This window comes from Xanthomonas arboricola (genome assembly GCF_002940665.1).
In the GTDB taxonomy this organism is placed as follows: Bacteria; Pseudomonadota; Gammaproteobacteria; order Xanthomonadales; family Xanthomonadaceae; genus Xanthomonas; species Xanthomonas arboricola_B.
Genome location: NZ_MIGY01000002.1, coordinates 1308985 through 1324796, shown reverse-complemented (window position 1 = coordinate 1324796; position 15812 = coordinate 1308985). Strand labels below are relative to the sequence as shown.

Annotated in this window: 11 protein-coding genes; 5 read left to right on the top strand and 6 right to left on the bottom strand. The window is 66.0% G+C overall.

From position 1 onward, the window contains the following. Positions 1-107: 107 nt before the first annotated feature. Positions 108-3140 (top strand): TonB-dependent receptor domain-containing protein, encoded by a 3033-nt coding sequence (locus tag XarjCFBP7645_RS12920; protein WP_104537772.1) that lies wholly within the window; start codon positions 108-110, stop codon positions 3138-3140. A 253-nt stretch (positions 3141-3393) separates the two neighbouring features. Continuing rightward, a complete protein-coding gene (locus XarjCFBP7645_RS12915; protein WP_104537771.1) occupies positions 3394-4914 on the top strand; it encodes a tryptophan halogenase family protein in 1521 nt (506 codons plus the stop codon). Between the two features lie 251 nt (positions 4915-5165). On the opposite strand, the gene pyrF is transcribed toward XarjCFBP7645_RS12915, so the two are convergent. Next, on the bottom strand, positions 5166-5897 hold the full coding sequence (gene pyrF / locus XarjCFBP7645_RS12910; protein WP_104537770.1) for an orotidine-5'-phosphate decarboxylase: 732 nt from the start codon (positions 5895-5897) through the stop codon (positions 5166-5168). Beyond that, positions 5894-6859 carry a 5'-nucleotidase, lipoprotein e(P4) family gene (locus XarjCFBP7645_RS12905; protein ID WP_104537769.1) on the bottom strand — a complete coding sequence of 322 codons (966 nt, stop codon included), beginning with the start codon at positions 6857-6859 and terminating at the stop codon, positions 5894-5896. The genes pyrF and XarjCFBP7645_RS12905 overlap by 4 nt, the downstream gene beginning before the upstream one ends. A 291-nt stretch (positions 6860-7150) precedes the next feature. On the opposite strand from XarjCFBP7645_RS12905, the gene XarjCFBP7645_RS12900 reads away from it, so the two are divergent. Continuing rightward, positions 7151-7822 carry a YceH family protein gene (locus XarjCFBP7645_RS12900; RefSeq protein WP_104537768.1) on the top strand — a complete coding sequence of 224 codons (672 nt, stop codon included), beginning with the start codon at positions 7151-7153 and terminating at the stop codon, positions 7820-7822. 132 nt (positions 7823-7954) lie between these two features. On the opposite strand, the gene XarjCFBP7645_RS12895 is transcribed toward XarjCFBP7645_RS12900, so the two are convergent. The 3 genes from XarjCFBP7645_RS12895 to XarjCFBP7645_RS12885 form a co-directional block, all read right to left on the bottom strand. After that, positions 7955-8989 carry a DUF4272 domain-containing protein gene (locus XarjCFBP7645_RS12895; RefSeq protein ID WP_104537767.1) on the bottom strand — a complete coding sequence of 345 codons (1035 nt, stop codon included), beginning with the start codon at positions 8987-8989 and terminating at the stop codon, positions 7955-7957. A 154-nt stretch (positions 8990-9143) separates the two neighbouring features. Beyond that, positions 9144-9734 carry a GNAT family N-acetyltransferase gene (locus XarjCFBP7645_RS12890; protein ID WP_181126317.1) on the bottom strand — a complete coding sequence of 197 codons (591 nt, stop codon included), beginning with the start codon at positions 9732-9734 and terminating at the stop codon, positions 9144-9146. A gap of 62 nt (positions 9735-9796) precedes the next feature. Next, the gene (locus XarjCFBP7645_RS12885; protein WP_104537765.1) at positions 9797-11773 is read right to left on the bottom strand and encodes a UvrD-helicase domain-containing protein; all 1977 of its coding nucleotides are present in this window, start codon (positions 11771-11773) and stop codon (positions 9797-9799) included. A 113-nt stretch (positions 11774-11886) separates the two neighbouring features. On the opposite strand from XarjCFBP7645_RS12885, the gene XarjCFBP7645_RS12880 reads away from it, so the two are divergent. Next, the gene (locus tag XarjCFBP7645_RS12880) at positions 11887-12531 is read left to right on the top strand and encodes a thymidine kinase (protein WP_104537764.1); all 645 of its coding nucleotides are present in this window, start codon (positions 11887-11889) and stop codon (positions 12529-12531) included. Between the two features lie 223 nt (positions 12532-12754). Next, positions 12755-13999 (top strand): GAF domain-containing sensor histidine kinase, encoded by a 1245-nt coding sequence (locus XarjCFBP7645_RS12875; protein WP_104537763.1) that lies wholly within the window; start codon positions 12755-12757, stop codon positions 13997-13999. Between the two features lie 147 nt (positions 14000-14146). Here XarjCFBP7645_RS12875 and XarjCFBP7645_RS12870 read toward each other — a convergent pair whose 3' ends face one another. Beyond that, positions 14147-15748, bottom strand: a complete 1602-nt coding sequence (locus tag XarjCFBP7645_RS12870; protein WP_104537935.1) for a glucan biosynthesis protein — start codon at positions 15746-15748, stop codon at positions 14147-14149. Positions 15749-15812 lie beyond the last annotated feature (64 nt).

The window sequence follows — 15812 nt, the reverse complement described above, 5'->3', positions numbered from 1 at the left end:
TCCCTGCTGTCTGTTGCCCGCTGTACCCGTTCCATCCACACCAAGCACCAACCTGACGCGCCAGTCACTTCACTGGTTCGCGCTTTACCCCTGGGAGGGGGAAAGTCATGAAGACTCACCGCACCGTCTCCACCCTGCCGGCACGTAGCCTGTTGTGCTGCGCCCTGGCTGCCTCGTTGTTCGCCACCACCCCGGCCATGGCTCAGTCCAGCAACGCCACGTTGCGCGGCCAGGTCGCTTCCGCGCAAAGCGGCAGCGAGGTCGTCGTCACCAATCTCGCCACCGGCTCGGTGCGACGCGCACCGGTCAATGCCAACGGCAACTACACCATCGTCGGTCTGCAGCCGGGCACCTACAAGGTCGAATCCAACGGCGCCAGCCGCACGGTGACCCTGTCGGTGGCCTCCAGCGCCACCGTCGATCTCGGCACCGAGGCGGCCGCAGCGCCCGCCGGCGACGCGACCACACTGGACACGGTGACGGTCAGCGCGCCGATGATTCGCGACGTCAAGACCTCGGAGGTGGGTAACACGGTGTCGCTGCGCCAGATCCAACAGCTGCCGCAGGCCACGCGCAACTTCCTGGAATTTGCCGACACCGTGCCGGGCATGGTGTTCACCATCGACCAGGACGGCAACACCAAGTTGCGCGGCGGTGCGTCCAACGCCAGCTCCAGCAATCTGTACATCGATGGCGTGAGCCAGAAGAGCTATGTCTCCGGTGGCGGTATTGCCGGCCAGGACGAGACCCAGGGCAACCCGTTCCCGCAGCTGGCGATCGGTGAGTACAAGGTCGTCACCTCCAACTACAAGGCCGAATACGGCCAGATCAGCGGCGCAGCGATCACCGCGGCAACCAAGTCCGGCACCAACGAGTTCCATGGCGAAGCGTTCTACCGCTTCACCAATCAGGACCTGCGCAAACAACGCCCGGACGAAGCCGATGGCAAGGTCGATTCGCAGACCAAGGAATATGGTTTTGCGATCGGCGGCCCACTGATCCAGGACCGCATGCATTTCTTCTTCGCCTACGAAGGCAAGGACAATGTCGCGCCCAAGAGCGTGCAGCCCAGTGCCGAAGCGGCACCGTTCGTCGGCCTGCTGCCGTCGAACCTGCGCGACCAATACGGCGCGTCCAACATGCCGTTCACCGAAGATCTGTATTTCGGCAAGATCGACTTCGAACCGACCGACAACGATCGCATCGAACTGGCCACGCAGTATCGCGACGAAACCCAGGTCAGCAATGTGGGCGGCCAGAACGCGCCCGACCGCGCGGTGGACAAGATCAACAAGGACAAGCGCACCAGCCTGCGTTGGCAGCACAGTGCCGACAGCTGGTTCAACGAAGCCATCCTCACCACCGAAGATTCGCGCAATGTGCCGACGCCGCGCGGTGTCGGCAACGGCTCCATCTACACCTACATCGACCGCACCCAGGCCGATCCGCGCCAATGGGTGTTTCTCAACACCGGCGCTGCCAGTGGCGAAGACTTCAAGTTGCGTAGCCAGAAGGGTTGGTCGTTCCAGAACGATCTGACCTTCAACGCACTGCAGTGGCATGGCGAGCACACCATCAAGACCGGTGTGACCTATCGCGACATCAAGCTGACCTCGCGCGAATCGAGCTCGCTCAATCCGCAGTTCAGCTATGAAGTCGGCCAGAACGGCGTGGCGCCGGTGCCGTTCCAGGTGCGCTACATCCGCGCGTTTGACAACCCCGGTCAGCTGCCGGTAGTCGAGTCGCCGTCCAAGCAGTACGGCATTTATCTGCAGGACGACTGGGCCGCCACCGACAAGCTGATGATCAACATCGGCGTGCGCTACGACTACGAAGACACCCCGGCCTATACCGACTTCGTGACCTCGCAGCCGTTCGTGGATGCGCTGTATTCCGACGACCCGGAAAACCCCGGCCAGCCGTGGGCCAACCGCCTGCTGCCCAGCGGCGTCAACGTTGCCGATTACATCAGTACCGGCAACAACCGCAAGAACTTCAAGGACGCCTGGGCACCGCGTCTGGGCTTCTCCTACGACCTGTTCGGCGATGAGGCGGCAGTGATCCACGGTGGCGCAGGCCGTTCCTACGACCGCAACCTGTTCGAACAGCTCGCGCTGGAATCGGTCAAGGCCGCGCTGTCGCCGGTGGTGGTGTACTTCAGCGATGCCGCCAGCGGCCAGGGCTGCTTCCGCGACGACCGCGCCTGTGCGCCTTGGAATCCGGCGTTTCTCACCGGCATCGATCAGCTCAACACGATCCCCGGCACCAGCGACAGCTCCGAGCTTTTCATGTTCAAGAACAAGCTCAAGACCCCGTACAGCGACCAGTACAGCATCGGCATCAGCAACCAGGTCGGCGACTGGCTGACCGATGTCACCTTCCAGCGCATCCTGTCCTATGACGGGCTGGTGATGAGCCTGGTCAACCGCTATCCGAACGGTGCTTACTTCGATGCCAACGGTAGCGTGCCGTGGGGCGAGCCGGTGCCGGGCTATCGCAACACCATCATCGGCTACAACGGTCTGGAGCAGCGCAGCAGCCAGGTGTTGCTGTCGGCGGAAAAGCCCTACACCAAGGAATCGGGTTGGGGCTTGAACCTGGCGTACACGCATACCAGCGCGCGCCAGAACCGCAACATCGACGAGCCGTTTGCATTCGACAAGGCCACCATCCGCGACTATCCGTTCGTGAAGTCCGATGCGGTCTCGGCGCACCGCTTCGTGGCCTCCGGCTCGCTGGATGGTCCGTGGGGCGTCACCTTCGGTGCCAAGCTGGTGCTGGCCACGCCCGAGCCGATCAACACGATTGCCTGCTACGGCTTCACCGATCCCGATGGCGGCACATGCCAGCAGGTCGGCGTCACTCCGCCGGGCAACGGCAAGTTCCTGCTGGGCGGCAAGATCTGGGGCTACCGCACCGTGGATCTACAGGCCACCAAGGACTTCACCGTGGCTGGCGACTTCAAGCTGACCGCACGGGTAAACGTGCTCAACGTGTTCGATTTCAAGAACTTCACCCAGTACCAGTACAACAGCTTCGGCAGCAATGGTCGGCTGGAGCCGGACATCACCGTGGTCAACGACGGCGAGATCAGCTACGTGCCACGCAGCGTGATTTTCGAAGTGGGCGCAAAGTTCTGATCCACTGCAACATGCACGCGCATGCGTCTGCATGCGCGTGAGTCGAACGGGGCCGCGTGGCCCCGTTCGCCTGTCAGCTTTCAAGTGGCGAACAAAACGTAGCGGGCGGTTGTCTGTTGGGTGCGTTACACAGGTGCGTGCGACATAACGGTGTGCACGTGATGCATGCTGCCCCGCGTATCGATTGCAACCGCCTGGCAATGATCACGGACGTTTTGTTGGCGGCCTCTATCCTTCTCAGGACCGGACTTCCATGATCCCCGCTCCGCTTCGCAATATCGTCATCGTCGGCGGTGGCACCGCTGGCTGGATGGCCGCCGCGGCCTTCGCGCGCGTACTTGGCCCCGGCTTCAAGGTGCAGCTGATCGAATCCGAACAGCTCGGCACTGTCGGCGTCGGCGAGGCCACCGTGCCGCACATCAAGGCCTTCAACAATCTGCTCGGCATCGACGAAGCCGAGTTCGTCCGCCAGACCCAGGGCAGCTTCAAGCTCGGCATCGAGTTCGTCGACTGGCAGCGGCCCGGCACGTCGTACATCCATGGCTTCGGCACCCAGATCGGGCACCCGCTCGGGCTGCTGCCGTTCCACCAGTACTGGATCAAGCAACGCGCGCGCGGCAAGGCGCAGCCGCTGGGCACCTATACGCTCAACACCGTGGCTGCGATGCGCGGCAAGTTCATGACCTCGGCCGGCGATGTGCCGGCCAATTCGCCGCTGGCCAATATCGCCTACGCGTATCACTTCGACGCCACGCAGTACGCGCGCTTCTTGCGCACTTACGCCGAACAGCGCGGCGTCACCCGTATCGAAGGCCTGGTCGAGCAGGTACGGCTGCATGCGGACAGCGGCCACGTGCAAGCGCTGCAGCTGGCGTCCGGGCAGGTCGTCGGCGGCGACCTGTTCATCGACTGCTCTGGCTTCCGTGGGCTGTTGATCGAAGAAGCACTGCATACCGGCTACCACGACTTCACCCATTGGCTGCCGTGCGACCGCGCCCTGGCGGTGCCGAGCGAAAACGTCGGCCCGCCCACGCCGTACACGCGCTCCACCGCGCGCGCGGCCGGCTGGCAGTGGCGCATCCCGCTGCAGCACCGCACCGGCAACGGCTATGTGTACTCCAGCGCGCACATCAGCGACGACGAAGCCGCCGCCACGCTACTCGCCAACCTGGAGGGCAAGCCGTTGGCCGACCCGCGCCCGCTGCGCTTCACCACAGGCCGGCGCAAGCAGTTCTGGAACCGCAACGTGGTGGCGCTGGGCCTGGCCAGCGGCTTCCTGGAACCGCTGGAATCGACCAGCATCCATCTGATCCAGGCCGGCATTTCCAGGCTGCTGGAGCTGTTCCCGCGCGAGGGCATCAGCCCGGTGCTGGTGCAGCGCTACAACGACCGGCTGGCGTTCGAGTTCGACCGCATCCGCGATTTCCTGGTGCTCCACTACCACGCCACCGAGCGCGACGACAGCGCGTTCTGGCGCCACTGCCGCACGATGCCAATCACCCCGGAGCTGCAGACCACGCTGGACCTGTTCCGCGACAGCGGGCGCTTCTACCGCAATGCCGAGGAGATGTTCGCCGAGATCAGCTGGGTGCAGGTGATGGTCGGCCAGGGCATCCTGCCGCGGGGCTACCACCCGCTAGTGGACCAGGTGCCCGATCACGACGCCGAACGCTTCCTAGCCAGCGTGGCGCAGACCATCGGCCACTGCGTGGACGTCATGCCGACCCACCAGCAGTTCATCGATCGCTACTGCAAGGCGGCGGCGCCGCGCTGAGCGACGGCACGACCGCCGCAATTGCCGTAAGCACCGATCGGCAGGCAAAAAAAAGGACCGGGCACAAGGCCCGATCCCTTCGAAAACCGGGACAAGCCCGGTGGACAATGAGTGGCACAGCTTCCGACTGACATCGGACGAGGGCATCGTACGCAGGCTTTAACGTTAAAGCAACACTTTAATTCTATCGCTTTAACTTATTGATTTCGCTTGTTTGCGCGGCGCGCAGCGCGCGCCAGCCCCGTGTCCCGTCAGTACTGCCCCGGTCGCAGCACTGCCTGGATTTCTGCCTGGATCGCATTCGCCGCGGCGGCCGGATCGGCAGCCAGGCGGATCGGCCGGCCGACCACGATGGCATCGGCGCCATCGTGGAAGGCCTGCGCCACACCCACGGTACGTTGCTGGTCGTCGCCGACCGGGCCGCCGGGGCGGATGCCGGGGCAAACGATCGAAAACGCAGATCCGGTGGCGCGCCGGATCGGGCCGGCCTCCTGGCCGGAGGCGATCACCCCGTCGATGCCGGCGGCCTGTGCGGCCAGCGCGCGCTCCACCACCACCTCCACCGGCTCGCGGTCGATGCCCATCGCCGCCAGGTCCGCCCGGCCCATCGAAGTCAGCACCGTCACCGCCAGCAGGCGCATGTCGCCGTGGTTGGCCTCGGCGGCCGCCTGCAGCATGCCGGCGTGCCAGCCGTGCACGGTGCAATAGCTCACCGGCCACTGCGCCAGGCGGCGGATGGTGCCGGCCACGGTGGCGGGGATGTCGAAGAACTTCAGGTCCACGAACACGCGCTTGTCGCGCCTGGCCAGGGCGTCGAGCACCTGGAAATACTCGCCGGAGGCCAGCAGTTCCATGCCGATCTTGTAGAAGGACACCGACTCGCCCAACCGGTCGACCCAGGCGATCGCCTCGTGGTGGCCGGGCACATCCAGCGCGAAGATCAGCCGCTCATGCGCGGCCAGCGACAGCGGGGCGCGGCTCATCGGGCCACCTCCAGCGCGGCGCGCTTGGCAGCGTGGCGCTGCTGCCAGGGCTGGGCGAAGTCGTTGTTGAACTGCGCCGGCTCCCAGCCGCCGTAGCTGGGGTTGGGCAGCATCCACCAGCGCTCGCCGAACCAGTCGTGGTACTGCTGCAGCAGCGCGCCACGCGCCTGGCCGGTATTGGCGGTGACCTGCACGAAGTCGCCCAGCTGGTCGCCAAACTGCATCAGCACGCGGTAGGTCTGGCCGGCCAGCTGGCGCCGGCAGTTCTTCTCGCTACCGTTCTGCTCGCAGCCCTGGACCACGGTGCCAAGGCCCAGAAACACGCTGTCATCGGCCACCGGCAGCCCGACGCTGCGCAGGTTGGCCAGCGTGGCGTCCTTCAGGTGCACGGCGCGGTTGGAGATGTAGACCAGGGTGATGCCGCGGGCGTTGGCGGCCTTGGCGAAATCCACCACGCCCGGGATCGCGGTGGCCTTCTTCTCCGCCACCCACTGGTCCCAGCTCACCTCGTCGTATTCCTTGCCGTCGCGCAGCAGGCGCGCCTGGTAGGGCGAGTTGTCCAGCACCGTCTCGTCCACGTCCAGCACCACCGCCGGCTTCAGCCCGGTGGCGGCATTGCCGCGTTCTTCGGGCACCAGCGCGTCCCAGTTGGGCTGCTTGAGTGCGGCGTCCAGTTTGTCGGCAGCGGCGCGGTAGGTCTGCTCGGCCACCGCGCGGTATTCCTCCGAGCGCTGCATCCACAGCACCGCGTTGAGGTTGTCGTCGCCGGCCAGCGCGGTGGCGGCTACGGGCGGCGTAGCAGTCCTGGCTGCGGCGGCGCCGGCGGCCGCATTGGCGGACACGGCGGCGTCCTGCGCGCGCTGCGCCGGCTCCTTGTCGCCGGGTTTGCAGGCGCTCAGGGCCAGCGCGGTGCAGGCGAGCAGGGACAACGGGGCGTAAAGCGAGGGGCGCATGGCATCCACCAGGACAGGAGCGGCAATGAAGGCCGCGATTTTAGCGGGTTCGCGCCGTACCGCCCGCTCCGGCACACGACACTGCTGCGGGCAGTGGCGCCTGCGCACGCACGGCGAGATCGCCACCGTGGGATTTCCTGGCGATGCATGAGTGCCTCGTGCGCCTGCCACGACAGTCTCGGCGCCTGACGGCGTCTTCGATGCCGCTGCCGATCTGGACGCCCGCGCGGGATCGCAGCCGGAACAATGCCGACGCAGGATCGGCATATCCTTGTGCGCTGATTGCCCGGAGTCGCCCCCATGACAGATGCACCTTCCCCGCCCGTCCTCGATACCGCCCAGGCCCGCGTGCTCGGCTGCCTGATCGAAAAAGAGGCGACCACGCCGGATGCGTATCCGCTCACGGTCAACGCCGCGCAGGTAGCCGCCAACCAGAAGACCGCACGCGAGCCGGTGCTGAACCTGCAGACCGGCGTGGTGCATCACGCCCTGCGTCAACTCGAAACCCTGGGGCTGGTCCGCCAACAGTTCTCCTCGCGCGCCGAGCGTTATGAGCACCGGCTGGGCAGCGTGCTGGACCTGACCCGCCAGCAGGTGGCCCTGATCGGTCTGTTGCTGCTGCGCGGCCCGCAGACGCTGGGCGAGCTGTTCGCGCGCAGCGAGCGGCTGGCGCGCTTCAACGATGCCGACGACGTGCGCCATCATCTGGACCGGCTGATCCAGCGCGGCCTGGCCGTGCAACTGCCACTTGCCAGCGGCCAGCGCGAAGAGCGCTATGCGCACCTGCTCAGCGGCGAGCTGGATGTGGAGGCGTTGCAGGCCGCGGCGGCACGCGCTGCTGCGCCAGGCCCCCGCAGCAACGCCGACAGCAGCGCGCTGGAAGCGCGCGTACAAACGCTGGAAGCCACCGTCGCCGAGCTGCAGGATGCGCTGGCCGCCGTGCAGGCGCGCCTGGAGGCGGCTGGCGCCTAGCGCGACGGTTCGCTCATGGAGATGCCCGCTTCACATCGACGCCTGCGCGGAGCGCGAAGCACGCAACGAGCGGCCAGACCCCGAGACGACGCGCTTGCCGCGCAGTGACGGCGCAACCTGCGGCCGGCCGGCTTACGTCGGCGTATCTACCTCGTCCCAGTCGGCGTCTTCGAAGTGCAGCAGCCAGTTGAGGGTATAATGACGCTCGTAGACCACGCCCGGCACGATGCCGGCCGGTGGCGGTTGCTCGCTCTGGCCGGCCTGGCGCACCGCCCAATGCAGGCGCAAGTTCCGGTCCAGCGCATCCAGCAGTTCGGGCACCGGCCGTAGCGTCAGCGACGGCCGCGTCGCGGCTTCGGCATGCTCCAGCGCGCGCTGGGCAGCCAGGGGCACATCGCACAGGTTGGTCGGCTCCGGCAGCGCCTCGGCCAGCCCCAGAGCCCACTGCAGCACGGCCAGGCTCTCGTAGCGCCAGCCGAAGTTGGCGAGCTGCTGCGGCTCCGGCGCGGGTTGACCAAAAAAGGCGCGCTCCTGCGGCGACAGTGCCGCCGCCACGCCGGGCAGGCGGGCGTCCATGTCTTCCAATGCGGGTGGCGTATCGCCGGCCGCCAGCATCTCCGCGCGCAAGGCCACCGCAAACAACGCCAGCATGCGCTGCGTCACCGCCGCCGCATCGCGCACCCGCGCTTCGGCCTCGCCAGGCACCGGCGGCAGGCTGGGTGGCACGCGGATGCCTTGCGCGGTCAGCTGCGCAAGTTGCTGCGCACGCCGCTGCAACGCATCCGGCGGATACGGCACCTGCGCCTGCTCATCGATCGCCGGCTCGCCCTGGCTGATCAGCACCCGCCCGTGCGGATCGCGCACGCTGCCGTCGGCCAGGAAACACACTGCGTTGGCCTGCTCGGCCCACTGCGCCAATTCCCCGAACGCCGCATCGTCGACTTCGAAGCTGAAGTGCTGGCGCACCCGCTGCACGTGCCGCATCAGGTGATAGCGCGGCTGGGTCATCTGGCCGTCGCCGGCCTGATTCACGTAGCCGACGAAGCCATGCAGATGCGTGGCCAGTTCCGGATCGGTGTGGTCGCGGTGCTGCACGGCGGTGCGCGGCAGGAAATCCGGCCACACGGGGTCGCGCAGCGTGGAATAGGCGTTGACCAGCAATGGCATGCGAGTGTCCTTGTTGGGGCGAGCGACACAACGACTGCGCTCATCGCCAGGCAGGTGCGGTGATGGGCGCAGTCTCCTGCGCCGTTCGCCCACCGCGTGCTTCCGCGCCCCCATACGGCGCTGACGATTGTTTGCTGCGTTGTGTCGGCCGCATTCAGCGGTGAGCGTCGTCGCCAGGGTGCCGCAGGCCTGCCCGGCTGTCCATGTCGGCCGGAGCGAGCGCGATCGTGTAATACAGCACCGGATCGGCCTCCTGGCTCAACATGCGCAGGCCTTGCCGCTGCAATCCGAGTTTTTCCAGCGCGCGAATCGAATCGGCATTGTCCGGCGACACGATCGCGCACAGCTGCGGCAACCCCAGCACATCGCGCGCATGGTCCAGCACCGCGCGCCCGGCTTCGCTGACATAGCCCTTGCCGCGATGCTCGGGCAGCAATGCAAAGCCGATATGCGGCACCGGCAAGGTGTCACGGCACAACAACCCCAATGTGCCGGCAAACGTCCCTTCGGCGCGCGTTTCCACCGCCCAGTGCGCAAAGCCGTATCTTTCCTGGTGCGCCTGCGCCCACTCACGCAGATGATCACGCGCCTGCTCGCGGGTGCGCACACCGCGATCGTTGATGCCGGCGATGAAGCCGGGGTCGTTGACCAGCGTCAGCACTGCGTCGGCATCGCGCTCGGGATCCAACGTACGCAGGCGCAAACGCGGGGTTTCGATCACGACAGTCACGGCGCACTCCGGCATCAGGGCCAACCAGACTGCCGTGCAGGCGTGGCGCTGGCAAGCCCGTGCGCACGCAACAACCGCTAGTCGAACAACGCCTGGATCGCCGCCAATCCTGCGCTGGCGCGCTCTTTCTTGCGCTCGGCATCGGCCACCGGGTCGGCGCCATCGCGCTGCAATTCTTCGGCCGGGATCTCGTCGAAGAAGCGGCTGGGCTTGAGCCGCACGTGCTCGCCGAATTTGCGCGTCAGTTTGCTGTGGCTCATCCACAGCTGCTCCTTGGCACGGGTAATGCCTACATACAGCAGGCGGCGTTCTTCCTGCAGGTTGCCTTCTTCCAGGCTCACTTCATGCGGCAGCACGCCGTCTTCGCAGCCGACGATGAACACGTAACGGAATTCCAGGCCCTTGGAGGCGTGCATGGTCATCATGCGCACCTGGTTGCCGCCGTCGTCCTTGTCGTTGCGCGACAGCAGCGCCAGCTGCGCGGCCAGATCGCTGGCACTTGCGCCACGCGGCCCGCCTTCGAACCACTCGGCCAGCTCGTCGAGGTTGCGCTTGCGGCGCTGGAAGCCGATTTCGTCCTTGGATTGATTGCGCAGGTCGTTGAGCAGGCCGGATCTGTCGGCCAGCATGCGTACCAGTTCCCCCGCCGGCAGCCTGGCCGAATGCTCGCGCATATCGCGCAGGATATCGGTGAACGCACTCAGGCCATTGGCCGCACGCGGCGGCAGATGCTGCAGCGCGCCCATCGACTCGGCCGCGCGCGACATCGGTACCGCCTTCGCACTGGCAAGCTCGGCCAACCGCGCCAGCGAGGTCGCACCGACCTCGCGCTTGGGCGACTGCACTGCGCGCAAAAACGCCGCGTCATCTTCGGGATTGACGATCAGCCGCAGCCACGACAGCACGTCCTTGACTTCCTGCCGCTCCAAAAACGCGGTGCCACCGGTCAGGTGATACGGCACGCGCAGCAGCTGCAGCGCTTTTTCCAGCGGCCGCGATTGAAAATTGCCGCGGAACAGGATGCAGAAATCGCTCCACGGCACCTGCTTGGCGGTACCCAGGAACGAGATCTCGGCGGCAACCTTTTCCGCTTCGTGCTCGCTGTCGCGGCATTCCCACACGCGGATGCGCTCGCCGTCGGCCTGGTCGCTCCACAGCGTCTTCAAGTGCTCGTGCGGGTTGTGCGCGATCAAGGCATTGGCCGCACGCAGCACGCGGTTGGAGCAACGGTAGTTCTGTTCCAGCTTGATGATTTGCAGCGCCGGATAATCGCGCCCCATCTGCTGCAGGTTTTCCGGATTGGCACCCCGCCAGGCGTAGATGCTCTGATCGTCGTCGCCCACGCAGGTGAAGTTGCCGCGCGGCCCGGCCAGCATTTTCAGCAGGCGGTACTGTGCATCGTTGGTGTCCTGGCACTCGTCCACCAGCAGGTAGCCGATGCGCTCGCGCCAGCCCATCACGATCTCTTCGTTGGCCTCCAGGATCTGCACCGGCAGGCGGATCAGATCGTCGAAGTCCACCGCGTTGAAGGTGGTCAGCCGCGCCTGATAGCGCTCGTACAGGCTGGCGGCTTCCTTTTCGCGATTGCTGCGTGCCGCCGCCATCGCCTGCTCGGGGGACAGGCCGGCATTTTTGGCGCGCGAAATCAGGTTCTTGGCATCCTCGATCGCATCGGGCTTGGCGCCGTGCATCAGGTCCTTGATCTGGGCGGCGGCATCGTCGGAATCGAAGATCGAAAAGCCGCGCTTCAAGCCGGCAGCGGCGTGCTCGATCTGCAGGAACTTCAGTCCCAGCGCGTGGAAGGTGCAGATGGTCAGGCCATCGGCGCCATCGCCACGGATGCGCTTGGCCACACGCTCGCGCATTTCCTTGGCCGACTTGTTGGTAAAGGTGATCGCCGCGATGCGCTTGGCCGGGTAGCGGCCAGTGGCGATCAGGTGCGCGATCTTCTCCACGATCACGCGCGTCTTGCCGCTGCCGGCACCGGCCAGCACCAACAAGGGACCTTCGCAGTGCAGCACTGCGGCGCTTTGCGGGGGATTGAGACCGTGCATAGAGGCTTCCAACAGAGCAGGCCATTGTACCGGCGCCGCGTCGGGCAGGCCTGCGCCGCCGGTTCATGCAGATGGCTGTCACCGCAAGCTGCCCGGCCCGCTAAAATCCACCGATGGCCAAGCTCTACTTCTACTACTCGGCAATGAATGCCGGCAAGACCACCACCTTGCTGCAGTCGGCGCACAACTACCGCGAACGCGGCATGCGCACCTTGATCCTCACGCCCAAGCTCGATCACCGCGCCGGCAGCGGCGTGGTGGCCTCGCGGATCGGCCTGCGCGCGGACGGGCGCACCTTCGATCGCGGCACCGAGTTGCAGCAGCTGATCGAACGCGACATCCAGGCCGAGGGCGCTCTGCATTGCGTGCTGGTGGACGAGGCGCAGTTCCTCAACCGTGGTCAGGTCTGGCAGTTGAGCGAGGTGGTCGACCGTCTGCGTGTTCCGGTGCTGTGTTACGGCCTGCGCACCGACTTCCGCGGCGAGCTGTTCGAGGGCAGCCAGTTTCTGCTGGCCTGGGCCGACGAGCTGGAGGAGATCAAGACCATCTGCCACAGCGGCAGCAAGGCCACCATGACCGTGCGCGTGGATGCGCAGGGGCACGCGGTGCAGGACGGCCCGCAGGTGGAGATCGGCGGCAACGAACGCTACGTGTCGGTCAGCCGCGCCGAGTTCAAGAAGATCATGCGTGGCGAAGGCCGCATCGACCCGCTGCAGATCGCGCTGCCGCTGCCGCCGCCGGGCTCGTCGGACAGGTAACCCGCGTGGTGACCGGCTGAAGAATTCAGCCGCAATCTCGCCAGCACGCGGTTCCGGCATGCTGCTTGTGATGCGTCACTAACCCTTGCGGGCATTTGCTATCGGCCGTATGTCCGCCACACAGCAACAAGCGTATCGTTGCCATGCCGTTGCAGCGGTCCACGCGCAACCAGGGCACAGCAGTCCTGTAAAATGGCGACCATCCACTTGTCGGGAGGCACCCATGGATCCGCTTCCCCCCGAGTTACGCGCAGATGTCGCGCGCGTTGGCCGGCTATCGTCGGTGCCCGATGTCCTGACCATTCTCACCCGTCTGACCGGCATGGGGTTCGCTGCCGTTGCGCGCGTGACCGATACGCGCTGGATCACCTGCCAGGTCCGTGACGACCTGTCGTTCGGCCTGGCGCCGGGTGACGAGCTGCCCCTGGTCACCACCTTCTGCGACAGCGTGCGCACCCAGGGCAACGCGTTGTGGTTCGGCCATGCCTCCGAGCACCCGGTCTTCCGCGACCACCCCACGCCGCAGCTGTACGGCTTCGAAAGCTATGTCTCGGTGCCGATCAAGTTCGACGACGGCAGCGTGTTCGGCACCTTGTGCGCGCTGGACCCCCTGCCGCGCGTCATGGATGCGCCGATGGTGGAAAAGGTCGAGCTGCTGGCGCAACTGCTGGCAGCGCAGATCCAGGCCGAACAACGCGCCGAAGAGAGCGCGCAGGAATCGCGGCGTGCGCGCCGCGAGCTGGGGCGTATCGGCGCCTCCGCCCGCCTGCGCGAAGAATTCATCGGCATCCTTGGCCATGATCTGCGCAACCCGCTGCAGTCCATGCATGCGGTGGTGGACATGCTGGCGATCGACCCGCTCAACCAACGCCAGGGCGGTGCGATCCGGTCGATGCAGCGCAGCCTGCGGCGCATGGAAGAACTGATCGACTTCGCCAGCGATTTCGCGCACGGTATCGAACGCGACTGGCTGCAACTGGATTACGGCAATGGCAGCGATCTGCTCGATGCCTTGTCCCAGGTTGTGGACGAAACCCGTGCCGCGTACCCGAACCAAGTGCTGTCCACGCATGTGGCCATCGACGAGCCGGTGCATGGCGATGCGGTGCGCCTGGCGCAGATGTTCGGCAGCCTGATGATCAACGCCGTGGTGCAGGGACAACAGAGCTCGCTGATCAAGGCGATCGCGGTCACCGAGCAGGGCCGCCTGCGCATCGAGGTCTGCAATCTGGACGGGATCGATCCGCGCCGGCTCGACGTGCTGCACGCCTCCACCCACGTGCATACCGGCGGACGCGCCTTGCCCGAAGTGGATCTGGGCCTGCATATGGCCGCCCAGATCGCCCGCGCCCATCAGGGCGAACTGCGTATCCTCAGCGACAAGGACGGCACCTGCTTCCGGGTGGATCTGGCCTGCGTGCGCCCGCGTGCGCGCATGCAGTTGGTCAACAGCTCGACGTCGGCCTGAGTCCGCGGCGCCTGGGCGACGCATCATCGACTATGCGGCTGCAACGCAGCCACGCTCGACATTCGAAATCCGCGGCCTGTCGTCACTGCAACATCCGCACCTGCCTGACAATCGCGCACCTTATCGGGCGCGCGACGTGCCTGTGCGCTAGTAGACCTTGCGCTCGCTCGCCGGTGGCGGCGTCCACTGGTACAGCCAGGTTTCGGTCAGCGGCTTGCCGTTGGCGCGCAGGAACAGACGGATGTCGATCTGCTGGGTACCGTCATCCGGCGGCACCAGATCGAACATCGCCCGATAGCCCTTGAGCTCATGCAGCGGACGCGCGGACACGATCTCGGTGCTGCCACGCGACACCTGGATGATGGCCTCGACCTTGGCTTTCGGGTCCTTGGTCAACGCGGTCAGCTCGCCTCCGGCGAAATCCACCGCAAACCGCCACGAAAAGTGGCTGCGCTTCTGCCCGACGATGCCGCCCAGGCCGGTGCGGGTGGCCACGCAATGCGCCAGCGGCGAGCTGGCCGGCGGATGCGCGCCCCAATACAACCGGTACCCCATCAGCAACTCCTGCCCCGGCTGCGGCTTTTCCTGCGGATTCCAGAACGCCACGATGTTGTCGAAGGTTTCGTCCACGGTCGGAATCTCGACCAGCTGTACCGAGCCCTTGCCCCAGCCGCTCTTGGGTTCCACCCACAGGCAGGGGCGCTTCTCGTAGAACACGCCGTCGTCCTGGTAATGGTCGAAGTTGCGATCGCGCTGCAGCAGGCCGAACCCGCGCGGGTTCTCATCGACGAACATGTTGAAGCGCAGCTGCGGCGGGTTGCACAACGGCCGCCAGATCCACTCGCCGCCGCCGGTCCACATCGCCAGGCCATCGGTGTCGTGGATTTCCGGCCGCCAGTCCCAGTCCATGCGGCGATCGTTTTCGCCGACCTGATACATGCTGGTGCACGGACCGATGCCCAGCCGTTCGATGGTCTTGCGCGGGTAGAGCGCGCTGTCGATCTCCATCACCAGCACCTCGCCATTGGTGATGGCGAAACGATACGCGCCGGCAACGCTGGGCGAGTCCAGTAGCCCGTACACCACCACGGTGTTCGAATCGTCGGCCGGCTGTTCCAGGTAATAGGCGATGAAGTCCGGGAACTCCTCCGGCCCGCCGGTGCCGGTATCGATCGCCAGCCCGCGCGCCGACTGCCCGTACTGGCCTTCCTTGCCGACCGCACGGAAATAGCTCGCACCCAGGAAGGCCGAGAAATCGCGATCGGTGTCCTTGCGCGTGTTGAGACGGAACCCGGCAAAGCCCAGGTCCTTGGGCAACTGCTTGCCGCCCAGCCCGCTGCTGCCGTAATCGAACGCCGCCGGGTCGTACGCAAGTTGCTGCGCCTGGCCGTCGACGATGTCGTAGATATGCACGGGGGTATGGAAGTACAGCCCCAGATGGAAGAACTTCGCCTGGAACTTGCCATTGCCGTCGGCCCATAGCGCATGGTCCTGGCGGTAGCGGATCGACTGGTATTGATCCCAGTTCAACGCTTCCAACGACCCCGGAAGCAGCTGCTTATGGCTCTTGTAAGGCGCCGTGGCCAACGCACGCGCCTGCCCCTTGAGCCAGCCATAGTCGAATGGTTGCGGCTGCCCCAGGCGACGCAGACCAACGGCCGTGGCCGCCAACGCCCACTGCGGCAGCGCCGGCAAACCGAGCGCGGCCAATGCGGCGGCGGCATTCTTCAGGAAGTGGCGTCGTTGCATGCGCATCGGTCTGCTCAGGGAATGGCCGCCATCATAGCCACAGCGCGGCACGCAGGTGAATGCG

What these genes read in the sequence shown, in the direction of transcription:
- XarjCFBP7645_RS12920 (WP_104537772.1), top strand. Translation starts at nt 108, where the DNA reads ATGAAGACTCACCGCACCGTCTCCACCCTGCCGGCACGTAGCCTGTTG.
- XarjCFBP7645_RS12915 (WP_104537771.1), top strand. Translation starts at nt 3,394, where the DNA reads ATGATCCCCGCTCCGCTTCGCAATATCGTCATCGTCGGCGGTGGCACC.
- pyrF (WP_104537770.1), bottom strand. Translation starts at nt 5,897, where the DNA reads ATGAGCCGCGCCCCGCTGTCGCTGGCCGCGCATGAGCGGCTGATCTTC.
- XarjCFBP7645_RS12900 (WP_104537768.1), top strand. Translation starts at nt 7,151, where the DNA reads ATGACAGATGCACCTTCCCCGCCCGTCCTCGATACCGCCCAGGCCCGC.
- XarjCFBP7645_RS12895 (WP_104537767.1), bottom strand. Translation starts at nt 8,989, where the DNA reads ATGCCATTGCTGGTCAACGCCTATTCCACGCTGCGCGACCCCGTGTGG.
- XarjCFBP7645_RS12890 (WP_181126317.1), bottom strand. Translation starts at nt 9,734, where the DNA reads ATGCCGGAGTGCGCCGTGACTGTCGTGATCGAAACCCCGCGTTTGCGC.
- XarjCFBP7645_RS12885 (WP_104537765.1), bottom strand. Translation starts at nt 11,773, where the DNA reads ATGCACGGTCTCAATCCCCCGCAAAGCGCCGCAGTGCTGCACTGCGAA.
- XarjCFBP7645_RS12880 (WP_104537764.1), top strand. Translation starts at nt 11,887, where the DNA reads ATGGCCAAGCTCTACTTCTACTACTCGGCAATGAATGCCGGCAAGACC.
- XarjCFBP7645_RS12875 (WP_104537763.1), top strand. Translation starts at nt 12,755, where the DNA reads ATGGATCCGCTTCCCCCCGAGTTACGCGCAGATGTCGCGCGCGTTGGC.
- XarjCFBP7645_RS12870 (WP_104537935.1), bottom strand. Translation starts at nt 15,748, where the DNA reads ATGCAACGACGCCACTTCCTGAAGAATGCCGCCGCCGCATTGGCCGCG.